The 17,516-nt window shown below is 68.2% G+C and carries 14 protein-coding genes and 1 riboswitch; of the genes, 6 read left to right on the top strand and 8 right to left on the bottom strand.

Going from position 1 to position 17,516, the window contains the following annotated elements; translation table 11 throughout:
- Positions 1-103: 103 nt before the first annotated feature.
- Entirely contained in the window at positions 104-904 is an 801-nt protein-coding gene (locus NSQ78_RS03565; protein WP_064237679.1) for a UDP-2,3-diacylglucosamine diphosphatase, read from the bottom strand.
- Positions 901-2,616, bottom strand: coding sequence for a lysophospholipid acyltransferase family protein (locus NSQ78_RS03560; RefSeq protein ID WP_064237678.1), 1,716 nt, complete (start codon positions 2,614-2,616; stop codon positions 901-903). The genes NSQ78_RS03565 and NSQ78_RS03560 overlap by 4 nt, the downstream gene beginning before the upstream one ends.
- A 331-nt stretch (positions 2,617-2,947) precedes the next feature.
- On the opposite strand from NSQ78_RS03560, the gene metK reads away from it, so the two are divergent.
- Both metK and NSQ78_RS03550 read left to right on the top strand, forming a co-directional pair.
- Positions 2,948-4,159: a methionine adenosyltransferase gene (metK, locus tag NSQ78_RS03555; protein ID WP_005408103.1), complete on the top strand. Its 1,212-nt coding sequence runs from the start codon at positions 2,948-2,950 to the stop codon at positions 4,157-4,159.
- A gap of 140 nt (positions 4,160-4,299) precedes the next feature.
- A complete protein-coding gene (locus tag NSQ78_RS03550; protein ID WP_049468190.1) occupies positions 4,300-4,806 on the top strand; it encodes an acyl-CoA thioesterase in 507 nt (168 codons plus the stop codon).
- An 87-nt stretch (positions 4,807-4,893) separates the two neighbouring features.
- On the opposite strand, the gene ppc is transcribed toward NSQ78_RS03550, so the two are convergent.
- Together ppc and NSQ78_RS03540 are read right to left on the bottom strand one after the other, a co-directional pair.
- Positions 4,894-7,605: a phosphoenolpyruvate carboxylase gene (gene ppc / locus NSQ78_RS03545; RefSeq protein WP_064237677.1), complete on the bottom strand. Its 2,712-nt coding sequence runs from the start codon at positions 7,603-7,605 to the stop codon at positions 4,894-4,896.
- 126 nt (positions 7,606-7,731) lie between these two features.
- Positions 7,732-10,248, bottom strand: a complete 2,517-nt coding sequence (locus NSQ78_RS03540) for a prolyl oligopeptidase family serine peptidase (RefSeq protein WP_064237676.1) — start codon at positions 10,246-10,248, stop codon at positions 7,732-7,734.
- Between the two features lie 120 nt (positions 10,249-10,368).
- A riboswitch (S-adenosyl-L-homocysteine riboswitch) is annotated at positions 10,369-10,452 on the top strand.
- Positions 10,453-10,488: 36 nt separating this feature from the next.
- Here NSQ78_RS03540 and ahcY point away from each other — a divergent pair.
- From ahcY to NSQ78_RS03525, 3 genes are all read left to right on the top strand, one after another.
- Positions 10,489-11,934: an adenosylhomocysteinase gene (gene ahcY / locus NSQ78_RS03535; RefSeq protein ID WP_053462184.1), complete on the top strand. Its 1,446-nt coding sequence runs from the start codon at positions 10,489-10,491 to the stop codon at positions 11,932-11,934.
- A gap of 175 nt (positions 11,935-12,109) precedes the next feature.
- A complete protein-coding gene (gene ybaK, locus NSQ78_RS03530; RefSeq protein ID WP_064237675.1) occupies positions 12,110-12,583 on the top strand; it encodes a Cys-tRNA(Pro) deacylase in 474 nt (157 codons plus the stop codon).
- Positions 12,583-13,068: a hypothetical protein gene (locus tag NSQ78_RS03525; RefSeq protein ID WP_064237674.1), complete on the top strand. Its 486-nt coding sequence runs from the start codon at positions 12,583-12,585 to the stop codon at positions 13,066-13,068. Before ybaK ends, NSQ78_RS03525 begins: the two co-directional genes overlap by 1 nt.
- Positions 13,069-13,144: 76 nt before the next feature.
- Here NSQ78_RS03525 and NSQ78_RS03520 read toward each other — a convergent pair whose 3' ends face one another.
- From NSQ78_RS03520 to NSQ78_RS03505, 4 genes are read right to left on the bottom strand one after another with little or no spacing between them, the layout of a single operon-like run.
- The gene (locus NSQ78_RS03520) at positions 13,145-13,702 is read right to left on the bottom strand and encodes a DUF3228 family protein (protein ID WP_064237673.1); all 558 of its coding nucleotides are present in this window, start codon (positions 13,700-13,702) and stop codon (positions 13,145-13,147) included.
- Positions 13,703-13,752: 50 nt separating this feature from the next.
- A complete protein-coding gene (locus NSQ78_RS03515; protein ID WP_064237672.1) occupies positions 13,753-14,484 on the bottom strand; it encodes a LytTR family DNA-binding domain-containing protein in 732 nt (243 codons plus the stop codon).
- On the bottom strand, positions 14,481-15,527 hold the full coding sequence (locus NSQ78_RS03510; protein WP_064239608.1) for a histidine kinase: 1,047 nt from the start codon (positions 15,525-15,527) through the stop codon (positions 14,481-14,483). Before NSQ78_RS03510 ends, NSQ78_RS03515 begins: the two co-directional genes overlap by 4 nt.
- A gap of 26 nt (positions 15,528-15,553) precedes the next feature.
- The gene (locus tag NSQ78_RS03505; protein ID WP_064237671.1) at positions 15,554-16,480 is read right to left on the bottom strand and encodes an alpha/beta hydrolase; all 927 of its coding nucleotides are present in this window, start codon (positions 16,478-16,480) and stop codon (positions 15,554-15,556) included.
- A 203-nt stretch (positions 16,481-16,683) separates the two neighbouring features.
- On the opposite strand from NSQ78_RS03505, the gene metF reads away from it, so the two are divergent.
- On the top strand, positions 16,684-17,511 hold the full coding sequence (metF, locus tag NSQ78_RS03500) for a methylenetetrahydrofolate reductase [NAD(P)H] (protein WP_049468206.1): 828 nt from the start codon (positions 16,684-16,686) through the stop codon (positions 17,509-17,511).
- Positions 17,512-17,516: the final 5 nt, after the last annotated feature.

Genomic DNA, 17,516 nt, shown 5'->3' with positions numbered 1-17,516 from the left:
CTCCCGGACACCGCTTCTGTAGAGTCGACTGCCAGTCGACTGCTCTTCCATCAGGTTGCGGAAACCGCGCGCTACGCGCGACAGTCGACGCTACGGAAACGGGTCATGCTGCCTGCGACAAGCGCGCGCCTGGCAGTTCCGCCAGAGCCTGGCCGTTGTGGTCAAGCAGGCGCAGCGCGCCATCATGGTCTTCGGCCAGTGCAGTCAGGCTCTCCACCCAGTCACCATCGTTGGCATAGACCAGGCCATCGCGTTCGAGCAGTGCGGCACGATGGATGTGGCCACAGACGATGCCGTCCAGGCCACGCCGGCGCACGTCGTCCAGCCCGGCCTGCACGAAGCGCTCGATGTAGCGTTCAGCGGCCCCGCTGCGCTTCTTCAGGAACTCCGACAGCGACCAGTAGCGCATGCCCAGCCGGCGCCGCACTGCATTCAAGGCCTGGTTGCCGGTCAGGATGCGGTAGTACAGCCAGTCGCCGAACTTTTCCTGCAGGCCGCCGAAGTGGGTCACGCCGTCGTACTCGTCGCCGTGTGCGACCAGCAGGCGGCGGCCATCGGCGGTCACGTGGATGGCACGGCGCCGCACCTGCATGGCCGGCAGCATCACCCCGCACACGTGGCGCAGCGATGCGTCGTGGTTGCCGGGAATGTAGATGATCTCGGTACCGGCACGGCGCAGCGCGTGCAGGGCCTGGATGACGTCGCTGTGCGACTGCCGCCAGTTGGCGCGGCGATGCGCCATCCACCACAGGTCGATGATGTCGCCGACCAGGTACAGCCGTTCGCAGCGCAGCTGCGACAGGAACCGTGCCAGCTCGGTGGCATGGCAATGACGTGAACCCAGGTGCACGTCGGAGACGAACACAGCGCGCCGGTGCGGCGACAGGTTCGCCAGCGTGCTCATGCCGGCGTCCCCGCGTCGCGCAGATAGCGTTTGCGCTTGTTTGGCCGGATCGCGCACAGGTCCACTTCGATCAGGCCGTCGATCGAATCGCTGAAGTCCGGGTCGACGCCGAACGCAAGGAAACGTGCGCCGCCGGGTTCGCACAGATCGGTGTACTGCCGGTACAGCGTCGGCACGCCGGTGCCGAGCGCGGCCAGATTGGCCTTGAGCACATCGAAGGCTGCGCCTGCATCCAGCTCGCCGAAACTGGGCGGCGCGGCGAAGTACTGGAAGGGGCGGTTCGATTCGGCCAGCCCGGCGCTACCGCTGTAGTAGCGCTGGTAGTACGCCACCAGCTGCTCGCGTGCCTCGCGCGGCAGCGCCGCGCTGATCGACACGGCGCCGAACAGGTAGCGGATGCCGGGCCGGCACTGCAGGTAGGCGCCGATGCCCTGCCACAGGTAATCCAGGCTGCGGCTGCCCCAGTAGTCGGGCACCACGAAGCTGCGGCCCAGTTCCAGGCCCTCGGCGATGTGGGTGATCGCATCGTCGGAATAGCGGAACAGGGACGCGCTGTAGAGCCCGGACAGGCCGTGCCGGGCCAGGGCCTGCGCACCGCGCATGATCCGGTAGGCACCGGCGATGCGCTGCGCGGCCGCGTCCCAGATCACGATGTGCTCGTATCGTGGGTCGTAGTCGTCCAGGTCGCGGCTGCGCCCGGTGCCCTCGCCGACCTGGCGGAAGGTCAGCTCGCGCAGGCGGCCCAGCTCCAGCAGCAGCGGGGAATCAGCGGTGCAGGTGGCCAGCAGGATCTGCTTGCCATCGGCGGTCTGGCCCAGCTGGGTCGCTGCGGCAATGCCGGCGGCGACCCGCGAAGGCGGCACCGGCGCCGCCAACGGCTCGGGACCGGTGAACGCAGCGGCAGGGTCGGCCGCGCCGTTGCGGCCCAGCGCGTACAGCGCACGGCGCACGGCCAGCAGCTGCGCGCCCGGGTCACCGCCCTTGCCCAGCTGCATCGGCTCGCCGATGCTCAGCCGCGGCGGGCGGCCACGACGGGTGAACATCTCACGTGCCAGCAGCGCGGTACCGGCCGGCTTGAACAGGGTCGAGGCGCCGTAGAAGAGCGCCGAGTTGCGCGCCTCCACCCGTACCGGCAGCACCGGTGCACCGGCGGCGCGGGCAAAGCGGACGAACCCGCGCTGCCAGCGGCCATCGCGGATGCCGCGCAGCGACAGGCGCGAGACCTCGCCGGCCGGGAACACGATCACGCACTGCTCGGCGGCCAACGCCTGCTCCACCGCATGCAGGCTGCCGCGCTGCGCCTTGCCGCCGAGAATGCGCACCGGCAGCAGCAGATCCTGCAGCGGTGCGATCGCCCCCAGCAGGTCATTGGCCACGATCCGCACGTCGCGGCGTATACGGCCGACCGCGTCCAGCAGCGCCAGCGCATCCAGGGCTCCGGAAGGGTGGTTGGCGACGATCAGCAGGCGGCCGGTGGCCGGAATCCTGGCCAGCGCGGCCGGATCCACCTGGTACTGGCCACCGATGAATTCCAGGCCGGCGGCGACGAAGCCGAAGCCGCGCAATCCCGCACTGCGCTGCAGGAAGGCTTCGATCTGGTCCAGCCGCGACCAGCGGCCGACGCTGCGCAGCAACGGCCGCGCCAGTTGGCCGCGACGGCCGTGGAACCAGTCGGGGAAACGTTGCTGGAGGCGCTGTTCGAGTTCCTGCATGGCGAATCCACGGATGCCCGGCGGCCGGATTGGCCGACAGCCTGCGCCCGCCAGGCGGCAGCCAGATGGCGGTTTCGGGGCAGAACGATGACGCCCGCCCCCTGCCGACGGACCCGCGACCTGCGCGGCCGGCCCCGGCAGCCCCCGCCCCGCTGTCACGCTGGTGGAACACTGGGCCCCGCGCCCGGGGCCCAATCCCGCTGGGACAGGCCCTGCAGGCCGACACGGGCTTAACCACCGGCAACCGGTACAGGTTCACAATGCACAGGCGGCGCACCCCGTGTATCATGCGCGCCCATCTTTCCATCCGAATCAAGGGATATTACGCCTGATGTCCAGCTATCTCTTCACCTCCGAGTCGGTCTCCGAAGGCCATCCGGACAAGGTTGCCGACCAGATTTCCGATGCGGTGCTGGACGCGATCCTGACCCAGGACCAGCGCGCCCGCGTGGCCTGCGAGACCATGGTCAAGACCGGCGTTGCCATCGTGGCCGGTGAAATCACCACCAGCGCCTGGATCGACCTGGAAGCGCTGACCCGCAAGGTCATCACGGACATCGGCTATGACAGCTCCGACGTCGGCTTCGACGGCGCCACCTGCGGCGTGCTGAACCTGATCGGCAAGCAGTCGCCGCACATCGCCCAGGGCGTGGACCGCAAGAAGCCGGAAGAAATGGGCGCGGGCGACCAGGGCCTGATGTTCGGCTATGCCACCAACGAGACCGACAGCTACATGCCGGCCGCGATCCACCTGTCGCACCGCCTGGTCGAGCAGCAGGCCAAGATCCGCAAGAAGAAGAACTCGCCGCTGTCGTGGCTGCGCCCGGACGCCAAGAGCCAGGTCACCCTGCGCTATGAGAACGGCGTGGTCTCGGCCATCGACGCCGTGGTCCTGTCGACCCAGCACGCCCCGGGCATCAAGCAGAAGGACCTCATCGAGGCCGTCCGCGAAGAGATCATCAAGCCGGTGCTGCCGGCCAAGTGGCTGCACAAGGGCACCAAGTTCCACATCAACCCGACCGGCAAGTTCGAGATCGGCGGCCCGGTGGGCGACTGCGGCCTGACCGGCCGCAAGATCATCGTCGACACCTACGGCGGCTGGGCCCGTCACGGTGGTGGCGCGTTCTCCGGCAAGGACCCGTCCAAGGTCGACCGTTCGGCGGCCTACGCGGCCCGCTACGTCGCCAAGAACGTGGTCGCCGCCGGCCTGGCCGACCGTTGCGAAGTGCAGGTCTCCTACGCCATCGGCGTGGCTGAGCCGACCTCGATCTCGGTCACCACCTTCGGCACCGGCAAGATCAGCGACGACAAGATCGAGAAGCTGATCCGCAAGCACTTCGACCTGCGCCCGTACGGCATCATCAAGATGCTGGACCTGATCCACCCGATGTACCAGCAGACCGCGGCCTATGGCCACTTCGGCCGCAAGCCGAAGGAGTTCAGCTACCTCAACGGCGAAGGCGAGACCGTCAACGCCACGGCCTTCTCCTGGGAGAAGACCGACCGCGCCGCCGCCCTGCGCGCCGATGCGAAGCTGAAGTAAGACAGACGAAGGGCCGCGCAAGCGGCCCTTCTCTTTTCTGGTAGAGCCGGCCGCTGGCCGGCTTTTTCATGGCCTCCGGAAACAATCGCGCGGTTGCCGGCCAGCGGCCGGCCCTACCCGGTTGCCGATACAATCGCCCCATGTCGACCGAACTGAAAACCCACCAGCTGTCCATGACCGTGCTGATGTCGCCGGAGATGGCCAATTTCTCCGGCAAGGTCCACGGCGGCGCCATCCTGCGGCTGCTCGACCAGGTCGCCTACGCCTGCGCCAGCCGTTACGCCGGCAGCTACGTGGTCACCCTGTCGGTGGACCAGGTGATGTTCCGCCAGCCCATCGCGGTGGGCGAGCTGGTCACCTTCCTGGCCTCGGTGAATTACACCGGCACCTCGTCGATGGAGATCGGCATCAAGGTGGTGGCCGAGGACATCCTCAAGCGCAGCGTGCGCCACGCCAACAGCTGCTTCTTCACCATGGTGGCGGTGGATGAGGAAGGCCGGCCGACGCCCGTCCCGTCCTTGCAGCCGGCAACGTCCGACGAAAAACGCCGCCAGGCCGCAGCGCAGATCCGCCGCCAGCTGCGCCAGGAAATGGAGCAGCGCCATCTGGAACTGCTGGCATCGAATCCGCCGTCGCCGGAAGAATGAGGTAGTGCCGGCCGCTGGCCGGCAACCTCGTGCGTGCCGGCAAACATCATGAGGTTGCCGGCCAGCGGCCGGCACTACCGCGACACCTCAGCCGGTGTTCTGCACACCCTGCGAAACGCCGTTCACGCACGCTACCAGCGCGCGCAGCAGATCGTCATCCTCGCGCCCGCTGGCCCGCCAGCGCTGCAGCAGGTCGACCTGCAGCACGCTGATCGGGTCGACGTAGGGATTGCGCAGGCGGATCGACAATGCCAGACGCGCATCGTGGTCCAGCAGCGTCTGCTGGCCCATCAACGCCAGCAGCCAGTGCCGGGTGAGTTCCAGTTCGCGCTGCACCTGCGGGAAGAACCGGCCGTGCAGGTCGCCCGACAACCGCGAGAACTGCTCGGCGATGGTGATATCGCCCTTGGACAGCACCATCGCGATGTCGTCCAGGAAGGTGCGGAAAAACGGCCAGTCTCGCGCCATGTCGCGCAGGGTCTGTTCGTGGCCGGCATCGACCGCCGCCTGCAGGCCGCTGCCCACGCCGTACCAGCCGGGAATGACGGCACGCGCCTGGCTCCAGGCGAACACCCACGGAATCGCACGCAGGTTGCCCAGCGCGGCATCCTGGCCGAGCCGGCGCGACGGCCGCGAGCCCAGCGTCATCCGCTCGATCACGTCGATTGGCGTGGCGGTACGGAAGTAATCCATGAAACCGGCCTGGCCAACGAAGGCGCGATACACCTCGCTGCTGGCAGAGGCGACCGCGTCCATCACCGGCCGCCAGTCGTCCTCGCGGGATTCGGCGGCACGCGGGCGCAGGCTGGCGCGCAGCACCGCACCGGTGGCCTGTTCCAGCGACCGCAGCGCCAGCGCACGGATGCCGTACTTGCGGTGGATCACCTCGCCCTGCTCGGTCACCCGCAGGCGGCCATCGATGCTGCCGCGCGGCGACGCATCGACCGCATGCGTGGTCTTGCCGCCACCGCGGCTGATCGAGCCGCCACGGCCATGGAAGAAGGTCAGGCGGATGCCCGCCTCGGCTGCCACCTCCAGCAGTTCCACCTGCGCACGTTGCAGGCCCCAGCGCGAGGCGGCGATGCCACCGTCCTTGCTGCTGTCCGAATAGCCGAGCATCACCATCTGCACGTCCTCGCGCGCACGCAGGTGAGCGCGGTACACCGGATCGGCCAGCAGATCACGCAGGGTCGCCGTGCCGCGCTTGAGGTCGTCCACCGTCTCGAACAGCGGCGCGATGTCCAGCGGGACTGATCCATTGCCTTCCACCAGCCCGCCACGGCGCGCCAGCGCCAGCACCGCCAGCACGTCGCTGCGGTCGTGTGCCATCGAAATGATGTAGCTGCCCAGCGCGTCACCACCGTGGCGCGCACGCGCATCGGCCAGTGCGGCGAACACGGCGTCCAGGCGCCGGTTGCCTTCGTCGTCGCCCTTCGGCAACGGGGCCTCACCGCTGGCATGCGGGGCCAGCAGGCGCGCGCGACCCAAGGCATCCAGACCCTCCCACGCTGCGTCGCCGCCCATCACTGCGGCCAGCGCGCGCGCATGCACGCTCGATTCCTGGCGCACGTCCAGCCGTGCCAGATGGAAGCCGAAGGTCTTCACCCGCCACAGCAGGCGTTGCACAGCGAAGCCACCGGCATGTTCACCGCGGTTCGCGCGCAGGCTGTCCAGGATCAGCTGTACGTCGTCGATCAGTTCGTCGGGGCCGGTATAGGCGCCTTCGCCATCCTCCAGCGTGGCCTGCAGGCGTGCGCGCATGCGGTCGTTGAGCAGGCGGTACGGCATGTCCGCATGGCGCGGCCGCGACTGCACCTGCGGCAGCAGCTGCTGGTAGTGCGCCACGCGCGCCTGCAGCGCCTCGCTCACCCCCACCCGCTCGGTGGACTGGCTGAGCAGGCTGGCCAGCTGCAGCAGTTCCTTCTGGTAGCGCCCCAGCACTGCCTGCCGCTGCGCATCCAGCGTATTGCGGATGGTGTGCGCGTCCACGTTCGGGTTGCCGTCCATGTCGCCGCCCACCCAGGTACCGAAGCGCAGCAGGCGCGGCAGCGGCAGTTCCTCGCCGTAGGTATCACGCAGCGCCTGCTGCAGCGATTCGTACAGCACCGGAATCACCCGGTACAGCACCTGCACCAGGTAGAAGCCGACGTGCTCGCGCTCGTCGTCGACGGTGGGCCGCACCGGCGAGGAGTCGGTGGTCTGCCACGAAGCGGTCAGCGCCATGCGGAAGCGCGCGGCATCGGCGGCCGCCTCGCCCGGCGTGCGCTGGCCGTCGAGGTTGTCGACCAGGCTGGCCACCATCAGCTGCTCCTTCTCCAGCAGCGCGCGGCGCACGGCTTCGGTCGGGTGCGCGGTGAACACCGGCTCGATGTCGATGCGCGGCAGCCACTGCGCCAGTTCGTCCAGCGTCACGCCCTGCGCCTTCAGGTGCTGCAGCGCATCCTGCAGGCCATCGGGCTGCGGCGCGGTGGTGCCCGCGCGCTGGTAATCGCGGCGGCGGCGGATGCGATGCACGCGCTCGGCGATGTTGACCACCTGGAAGTAGGTGCTGAATGCCCGCACCATGGTTTCGGCCTGCTGCGGCGTGCGCCCGGCCAGCCCTTCGGCCAGCTCCGACAGCGGCGCCTGGTTCTCGCGGCGGGCGATGGCGCGGGTGCGCACGTCCTCGACATCATCGAGGAACGCGGCCGATACCTGTTCGACCAGCAGGTCGCCGACCAGTGCGCCGAGCCGGCGCACGTCATCGCGAAGCGGAAGATCGGGAGAAGCAAACTCGATGCTGCTGCGGTACTCGTTCATCGGCGACGCACAGGCCTCGGTCAACGGATCCAGACCCCAAGCCTATCCCAGATCGGGCGTCGTGCTGCGATGCAAAAATGGTTTCATCTGGTAGTGCCGGCCGCCGGCCGGCACTACCCGGTTCGGTCAGCGCTTCTTCTTCGCCGTGCCCTGCGCGGCCGGGCCGATGGTCTGCTCCAGCCAGCGCTCGCTCTCGGCCAGCATGGTCATGATCGATTCGCGTGCGCGGTAGGCATGCGATTCGTTGGGCAGCATCACCAGCCGCGCGGTGCCACCCAGGCCCTTCACCGCGGCGAACATGCGCTCGCTCTGGATCGGGAACGTGCCGGAGTTGTTGTCGTCCACGCCGTGGATGAACAGGATCGGATCCTTGATCCTGTCGGCGTAGTTGAACGGCGCCATCTTCTGGTAGACGTCCTGTGCCTGCCAGTAGTTGCGCTCCTCGGCCTGGAAGCCGAACGGCGTGAGCGTGCGGTTGTAGGCACCGCTGCGTGCGATGCCGGCCTTGAACAGGCGGGTGTGTGCCAGCAGGTTGGCCGTCATGAACGCACCGTAGGAGTGGCCGCCAATAGCGATGTGGTCGCGATCGGTCACGCCACGGCGCACCACTTCATCCACGGCCGCCTGTGCGTTGGCCACCAGCTGTTCGATATAGGTGTCGTTGGGCTCCTTGTCGCCCTCGCCGATGATCGGCATCGACGGGCTGGCCAGCACCACGTAGCCCTTGGCCAGGAACGCCTGCGGGCCCCAGTAACTGATCGCATTGAAGCGGTACGGCGAATCGGTCACCTGGCTGGCCGCGGCCGCGCTCTTGAACTCACCCGGGTAGGCCCACATCAGCAGCGGGCGCGGGCCATCGCGCTTCGGGTCGTAGCCCGGCGGCAGCAGCAGGGTCGCGGTCAGGTCGACGCCGTCCTTGCGCTTGTAGCGGATCTGCTCCTTCTGCACGCCCTTCAGCTGCGGCAGCGGATGGGCAAAGTGGGTCAGTGCGCGCGGCGCGGCGCTGGCATCGGCCAGCGACTGCACGAAGAAATTGGCCGGCTCGTCCGGGCTCTCACGGCTCAGCAGCAGCGAGCTGCCCTGGTTGTCCAGCAATGCCACCGGCAGCGAATAGCTCGGCGCCTGCGAGTGGAACAGGCGCGTTGCCTTGCCCGTGGCGAGGTCGAAGCGGTCCACGAACGGACGGTCGCCTTCGGGCGACGCGCCGGCGCCGGCCAGGTACAGGCTGCCGCCATCGGGACTGGTCTGCAGCAGCGAACGGCCGCGCTCGTCGCTGGCCAGCAGCGGCCGGCCCGGATCGGCGTAGCGGTCCTGCGCATCGCGATCCCACAGCAGGCGCGGTTCGGCGCTGGCAGTGTCCGGGGCGATCAGCCAGGTCTTGGTCCTGCGGGTCTTCCACCACGATTCGGTCAGCACGGCCAGGTCACCGCGGCCCCAGCTGATGCCGGCCAGGCGGCTGCCCAGCTGGGCCAGCGTCACCGGCGGCTTGTCGAACGGCGCGGCCTGCATCAGCACCGCGTCGCGCACCTTGGCGTCCCTGTTCGGGTCGCCACCATCCTGCGCTTCGGCCCAGACCAGGGTGGCATCGGCATCCCCCCGCCAGCTGATGTCGCGCACGCCGGTCACTTCGGCATCGTTGCCGGTCGGCAGGCCTTCCACCAGCGGCCGCACCGCCACGGTGTGCACCAGCGTGCCGCTGGCGCGGTCGATCACTTCGATGCGGCGCGGGAAGCTGCTCACCGGCACCACGTAGGAATACGGGCGCTGCACCGGCTGGCGCAGCACGAAGCGGCCATCGGGCGACACCGAGAAGCCCATGAAGATGCCGGCCGCACCGATCGCGCGGGTGCGCCCGTCCAGGCTGACTTCCACCGGCTGGGTGGTGGCGTAGTAGTCGAACTGGCGCGCATCGGCTTCGTTCTTCAGCAGGTCCTGGTAGGTCCGGATCGACACGACGCCGCCATCCTGGCGGGTCTGCTGCACGGCCGGGCCGGTCGGGATGCCGTCGGCGGCCGGGGCGGGCCCCAGGTTCGCCGGGCGGGTGAACACCACCAGCCCCCGACTGTCCGGCAACCACTGGTAGCCACTGCCGATGACAGTGTTCAAGCCCGCAACCAGGCGGCGGGCGCTGCCGGCGGCCACGTCCACCAGCCACAGTTCGTTGGCGCCGCTGGTGGCGTCGACCTGGTTGAAAGCGAGCCACTTCTGGTCCGGCGACCACATCAGGCTGGCGATCGACAGCGTGGCCGGCAGGCCGCTGATCGGCCGTTCCCTGCCATCGGCCACGTTCATCAGCCACAGCTTCTCGCCGAAGCTGAAACGGCTGTCGGAGAACGTGCGCGGGTTGATGCGCAGGCCGGCCAGCTTCAACTCCGGTTGCGCCACCACCTGGATCGACGGCAGCGACGGCATCTGCATCATCGCGGCCACGTCGCGGCGCGGCGACAGGAACAGCGACGGCGCGCGCGGCGCATCGACCACCGCCTGCAACGCCGCCGACGGCAATTCATAGCCGGTCACGCCCTGGGCCGGTGCCGCAGCCGACTGCGGCGCCACCGCCGAGGCCAGCGGGACCACTGCCAGCAGTCCCATCGACAGGACCAGGCCGGTCCAGCGCCGCGTACGGCGCGCGTGCATGCTCATCGTTCCACCTGTGTGATGCGTGAAAACACCGACCTTAACAGCCCATGCACGCTTGCCCACCTGCCGATGGTTGGGTCATCCGGATGTCATGGCGAGGCCGCGATATAATGGGGGTTCTCCCCTGCCGAGGGGCGCTGCGACCGGATCCCCCGAGGCCCGGCCAGGCTCGGTAAGGTGGCTTTGTAACAACGGCGCCCGGCCAGATGCGAGCACCCGCTCGCCCACAACCGGAGCACATCAATGAACGCTGTTGCCAAGACCTTCTCCACCGAAGGTGATTACAAGATCCGCGACATCACGCTGGCCGACTGGGGCCGCAAGGAACTGGACATCGCCGAGCACGAGATGCCGGGCCTGATGTCGATCCGCCGCAAGTACCAGGCCGAGCTGCCGCTGAAGGGCGTGCGCGTGACCGGCTCGCTGCACATGACCATCCAGACCGCGGTGCTGATCGAGACCCTGAAGGACATCGGCGCCGACGTGCGCTGGGCCTCGTGCAACATCTTCTCGACCCAGGACCACGCGGCTGCCGCTATCGCCGCCACCGGCACCCCGGTGTTCGCCTGGAAGGGCGAGACCCTGGAGGAGTACTGGGACTGCACCCTGGACGCGCTGACCTTCACCCTGGCCGACGGCACCCTGACCGGCCCGGAGCTGGTGGTGGACGACGGTGGTGACGTGACCCTGCTGATCCACAAGGGCTACGAGCTGGAAAACGGCAGCGACTGGGTCAACACCGCCTCGTCCTCGCACGAAGAACAGGTCATCAAGAACCTGCTCAAGCGCGTGGCCAAGGAGCGCCCGGGTTACTGGGGCCGCGTGGTCAAGGACTGGAAGGGCGTCTCCGAAGAGACCACCACCGGCGTGCACCGCCTGTACCAGCTGGCCCAGGCCGGCACCCTGCTGATCCCGGCGATCAACGTCAACGACTCGGTCACCAAGAGCAAGTTCGACAACCTGTACGGCTGCCGCGAGTCGCTGGCCGATGGCCTGAAGCGCGCGATGGACGTGATGCTGGCCGGCAAGGTGGCCGTGGTCTGCGGCTATGGCGACGTCGGCAAGGGCTGCGCCGCCTCGCTGCGTGCCTACGGCGCGCGCGTGATCGTCACCGAGATCGACCCGATCTGCGCCCTGCAGGCGGCGATGGAAGGCTACGAAGTCAACACCATCGAATCGACCCTGGGCCGTGCCGACCTGTACGTCACCACCACCGGCAACCGCGACATCATCCGCATCGAGCACCTGAGCGCGATGAAGGACCAGGCCATCGTCTGCAACATCGGCCACTTCGACAACGAGATCCAGGTCGACGCACTGGTGTCCTACCCGGGCATCAAGCACGTCAACATCAAGCCGCAGGTGGACAAGTACATCTTCCCGAACGGCAATGCGATCTTCCTGCTGGCCGAAGGCCGCCTGGTGAACCTGGGCTGCGCCACCGGCCACCCGAGCTTCGTGATGTCCAACAGCTTCGCCAACCAGACCCTGGCACAGATCGACCTGTGGGCGAACAAGGACAGCTACGAGAAGAAGGTCTACCTGCTGCCGAAGAAGCTGGACGAGGAAGTGGCCCGCCTGCACCTGGAAAAGATCGGCGTGAAGCTGACCACCCTGACCCAGGACCAGGCCGACTACATCGGCGTGCCGGTGGAAGGCCCGTTCAAGCCGGACCACTACCGCTACTGATGCCTACGGGGTGCCGGCCAGCGGCCGGCACTACCGGTGCATGCAAAGAACGGAACGGGCGCCTTCGGGCGCCCGTTCTGCGTTTGCGTGCGGCCGGACACCGCGCATCCTCACCCGGGGCGGCAACAATAGCCTCGGTCAAGGCAACGCCCCCGCCGCACGCTACGATGCCTGCATGACTCCGGCCATCAACCTGCTCAAGCGCGAGAAGATCGCCCACACCGTGCGCAGCTACGTGCACGACGCCCACGCCGAATCGTATGGCGGCGAAGCCGTCGACAAGCTCGGCCTCGACCCGGCCCAGGTGTTCAAGACCCTGCTGGCCAGTACCGAGGCCCACGAACTGCTGGTGGCGATCGTGCCGGTGGCCGGCCAGCTCGACCTGAAGGCGCTGGCCGAAGCGGCCGGCTGCAAGAAGTGCGAGATGGCCGCCGCCGACGCCGCACAGCGCGCGACCGGCTACCTGGTCGGCGGCATCAGCCCACTGGGGCAGAAGAAGCGCCTGCGCACGTTCCTGGACGCCAGCGCCGAAGCGCTGCCCACGCTGCATGTCAGCGCCGGCCGCCGAGGCCTGGAAGTGGAACTGGCGCCGGCCGACCTGCTGCGCCTGACCGCTGGCCACTTCGCCGCCATCGGCAAGGCACGCTGATGCGCTGGCCCTGGACTGCCCGCCCGATACCGCGGCTGGGCGATGCGCAGGCCGATGTGCTGCTGCAGGACCTGCTGTCGCGCGACGCCGAGCGCATCACCGACGCCGCACGCGTCGTCGCACGACTGTTCAGTGCACCGTCGCTGGACGCATTGGCCGCGCATGTGGACCTGATCGAACGCAGCTGCCAGGGCATCGCTTTCGGCGGCATGCTGATCAGCAACCAGGCGCATCTGGAGGCGGCCCTGAAACGGCTGCGGTACTGGCAGGCGCACGCAGGCTGCCTGTGCGCGCTCAATCCCGGCTACCCGTTCTTCGATCCGCGCCGCCTGATCGAACAAGGGCAGATGCAGCTGCTCGCGTTGCAGGCGGCCGAGGAGGGCTGGGGCGATTGCCACAACGTTGCCTGCACGCACTGCGGCCAGCATTGGCAGGCCATCGACCGCGAGTACCACTACCCGTGGTGGGAATGGAAAGCTGCCTGAAGGCCAGGCAGCCACGCATGACGTGGCTCTACTGCGGTCTGTACATTTCACGTGAGGCGTGGATGACCAACGCCGCTCAGGGCCGCCAGTTGGCGTTGTTCTCCCAGAACGTAACGGAGCGCCGGTAGGCCTCGCGGTCCAGTGGTACGCCGGAACCGCCCTCTTCCACGCCCAGCGCATTGCGCATCATCGTGATCGGCGCCATCGGCACCTCTTCCGGCTCGGCGGTATAGATGCAACCGACGATGCCCCACTCGGCCTCGATCGGCGAGCCTTCCTTGGCCAGCTGCCCGGCGCTGTACAGGATCACCACCAGGTAGTTCGCACGCGGCGACTCCACGCCCTCGAACCAGCGCACCAGCACCGGCAGCTCGTCGCGATTGCGTGCCTCGTAACCACTGCGCAGCAGATGGCGGTTGGCCTCGGTGATCGGCACGGTCAGGCAGCGCGTGCTGGTCCAGTTCTCGTAGACGAACAGTTTGCAGAACGGCGCATAGCCGTCCAGCACCTTCAGCGGCGCGTGCGCGTTGAGGTGCGCCTCGAACTGTTCGGCAGTGCAGTCCTGGATCGTGTTGCCACGCGGTACGCGCGGGAACAGGCGGGGACGGGCGAAATCGGTGAGGACGATGGACATGGCGCGGCGTGATCTGGGAATCCGCTGCACAGGGTAACCGCTGGCAGCGCCTACAGCGCCATCCGCTCGCGCAGCTCCCGCGCCTGCCGCCGCGACACCTCCACCTCGCTGCCATCCTCCAGCGTCAGGTCGTAGCCATCGCCGATGCTGGGCGCTATGCCGCGGATACGGCGCAGATTGACGAGCGTGTTGCGGTTGGCACGGAAGAACAGCTCCTGCGGCAGGCGAGCCTCCAGCGCGCTCAGGCTGCGGGTCAGCAACGCGTTCTGGTCGCGGAACCACAGCCGCGTGTAGTTGCCATCCACCACCAGCCTGCGGATCTCGGACACGGCGACGAACCAGCAGCGCTCCCCCTCGCGCACGAACACCTGGTCCTGCGCAGCCAGCGTGCTGCGCAGTGCCGGCGCCCCGCTCGCCCCTACGTTGCGCGCGCGCGCGCGCTCCAGTGCTTCCAACAGGCGCGGTGCCTCCACCGGCTTCACCAGATAGTCCAGCGCGTTGGCCTGGAACGCGCGCACCGCGTAGCTGTCATAGGCGGTGACGAAGACCACCGCCGGCACTGTCTCCAGGCCCTCCAGCACGTCGAAGCCGCTGCCGGAAGGCATCTGCACGTCCAGCAGCACCAGGTCCGGCGCCAGCGCGGCGATCGCCTCGCGTGCGGCGGGCACGTCGTCGGCCTCGCCGACGCACTGAACCCACGGCAGCGCCGACAACAGCGTACGCAGTTCCTGCCGCGCCAGCCGCGCATCATCCACGATCAACACGCGCAGCAGGCCACTCATTGTGGAATCTCCAGCAGGGCCTGCATGCGGTCGCCGACCGGCTGCAGCACGAATCGGCCACGCGTGCCCAACTGCGCATGCAGGTAGGCCAGGCCCACGCCATGGCCATGGGTGGGTTCGCTGCCGGTTGCACGTGGGTTCTCCACCTGCAACCGCAGCACGTCATTGTCCAGCGTGGCGCGGATCTGTACCTCGCCGCCGCCGGGGCGGCTGGCGATACCGTGCTTGATCGCGTTCTCCACCAGCAACTGCAACGCCATCGCCGGCAGCTGCGCCTGCGTGGCATCGGCATCGATCTGCTGCCGCACCTGCAGGCGCTGTTCGAAATGGACCGCCTCGATGGCCAGGTAATCGTCGACCACCGCCAGTTCCTCGGCCAACGTCACCTGCTCGCTGCGGTTGTGCGCCAGCGCCTGGCGCAGCGTGCGCGACAGCCGCGTGACCATGTCGCGCGCACGCTCGGGATCTTCCAGGATCAGCGCGCGCAGGTTATTCAGCGCATTGAACATGAAGTGCGGATTGAGCCGCGCACGCAGCGCATCACGTTCCAGCGCACTGCGTTCGGCTTCGGCACGCAGGCGTTCGAGTTCCGCGCGGCGCGCCTGGCGCAGGCTGTGCAGGCCGGCCCACAGCGCGGTCCACAGGCCCAGCAGCAGCACGGTGTTTAGCAGATAGGCCAGCCGTGCCACCGGGCGGAAGTCACCCGGCTGCCCACCGAAATCCACCCAACCCAGTGCCAGCGCCGGCTGCAGCACGGCCATCAGCAGCAGCTGTGCCAGCAGCGCGCCCAGCAGCACCGCCAGCGCAAGCCGCAGTACCAGCGCGCTGAACTCCCGCTGCCACCAGCGGCGCCGCAGGGCCAGTGCACGCACGCCCGCACTGATGCCCCACAGCAGCACGCCCAGGCCGACGCTGATGAGCGTGCCACCACTGCTGACGCCGCCGCCGAAGGTGCTGGTCATCGCCAGGCTGAGCGCGCAGAACAGCGCCCAACCGAGGGTGTTGATCAACCAGAAGCGCAGTGTGGAAGTCGAATCGGGCATGGCCATGGCCGGAGCGGTCGGAAGGATCAGCGGTGGCTGTCCAGGAATGCCTGCACCTGCCCCCGCAGCCACTGCGGATCATCCCACATCAGGAAGTGGTGGCCGGTCGCGCTCAGTTCGATGCGCACGCCGGGCAGCGCGGCGTACTGTGACTGGAAGATCGCACGCGCCGATGATTCGGTCGCACCGAGTGCCTGGTAGGACGCCCAGGCGCCCAGGACCAGCGCAGGCGAGTGGATGCCGGCCACCTCGCTGCGCAGGTCGGTCACCAGCATCGAGTACATCGCATCGGCGGTGGTGGCGCGATCGCTGTCATGGCCCCAGCGCTTCAGTTCGGGCAGGCGCGCAGTGCTGCTGGTCAGCGGGGCCAGCGCCGCTTCGGCCTGCGCCTGGTAGCTGGCCGGGTCTGCAGCCAGCATCGCAGTGCGCATCCTTTCGGCCATCGGCTGCACGCTCTGTGCGGTCGCCTGCGGGTTCTGCATGCCTGCATAGAACGGCAACGAATCGACGATGACCAGCGGCCCCAGTGCGTCCGGTTCCTCCACCGCCATCTGCAGCGTCAGCACGCCGCCCAGGCTGTGGCCGATCACCGCCGGATGGTCCAGCTTCTGGTCATGCACATAGGCCAGCAGCTGGTCGCGCATGGCCGGAAGGAAATCCGCCGGCCGCGGGTCTGCCGGCGCGGCGCCGGCAAACCCCGGCAGCTGTACCAGGTGGCACTGCACCTCCTTGAGGGCCCGGCAGGTCCCGCGCCAGACCTCGGCGCTGCTGTTGAGACCGGGGATCATCAGCAGCGGGCGGCCCTTGCCGACCACCTCGACCTGCACCTTGCCAGCGCTCGCGCCGGTGGCGGCATGTGCGGAACCGGAGCCCAGCACGGCCATCGCCATGCCGATCATCGCCAGCCGGGCCAGAGCGTTCATTGCGTACCAGAGTGCCAGCAAGATCTTCATCGTCTGCTCCTTCGTCGGGTGGGTACTGCCGGGATGGGAACAGCGTGGCGCCGGCGCAGGGCCGCCGGTTGTGATTCCGGAGCAACGGCCGGTCGCCGCCGCGAACGGTCGCGTGCCCCGGACGAGCCGCCCTCACACCGCAATCGCACATCCATCTTGATGAAGCGATATACTGATCCGCACCCGCCGCTGCCGCCCGTGCCATGACCGCCATCAGCTTCGAGTTCTATCCGCCCAAGACCGACGAACAGCGCAGCCAGCTGGACCGCGCCGCGGCCAGGCTGAAGGACTACAGCCCCGAGTACGTGTCCTGTACCTTCGGTGCCGGTGGCTCGACCCTCAGCTACACCTCCGAGACCGTGCGCCACCTCAACCAGCACCACGGCTTCGAGGCGGCACCGCATCTGTCCTGTGTCGGCGGCACCCGCCAGGAAATCCGCGAACTGCTCAAGCTGTACCGCGCCATCGGCTGCCATCGCCTGGTCGCGCTGCGTGGCGACCTGCCCTCCGGCATGGGCTTCCCCGGCGACATGCGCTATGCCGCCGAGCTGATCGAGTTCATCCGCGCCGAACACGGGGACGCCTTCCGCATCGAGGTCGGCGCCTACCCGGAGACCCACCCACAGGCCTCCGATGCACTGGCCGACCTGAAGCACTTCAAGGCCAAGATCGATGCCGGCGCCGACGCGGCGATCACCCAGTACTTCTACAACCCGGATGCGTATTTCCATTTCGTCGATGCCGTGCGCCGGCTCGGCGTGCAGGTGCCGATCACGCCCGGCATCATGCCGATCGCCAACTTCAGCCAGCTGCGCCGCTTTTCCGAACAGTGCGGTGCGGAAATTCCGCGCTGGATCAGCCGCAAGATGCAGGCCTATGGCGATGACGCCGAATCGGTGCGCGCGTTCGGTACCGAAGTGGTGGCCAGGCTGTGCCAGCGCCTGGTCGAGGGCGGCGCGCCGGGCCTGCACTTCTACACCTTGAACCTGGCCAAGCCGACCACGTCGGTGTTGAAGCTGCTGCACGGCTGAAAGCA

It is taken from the genome of Stenotrophomonas sp. FSL W7-1447 (assembly GCF_037966425.1).
GTDB lineage: Bacteria > Pseudomonadota > Gammaproteobacteria > Xanthomonadales > Xanthomonadaceae > Stenotrophomonas > Stenotrophomonas pavanii.
This window is presented reverse-complemented; position numbering and strand designations above follow the sequence as displayed.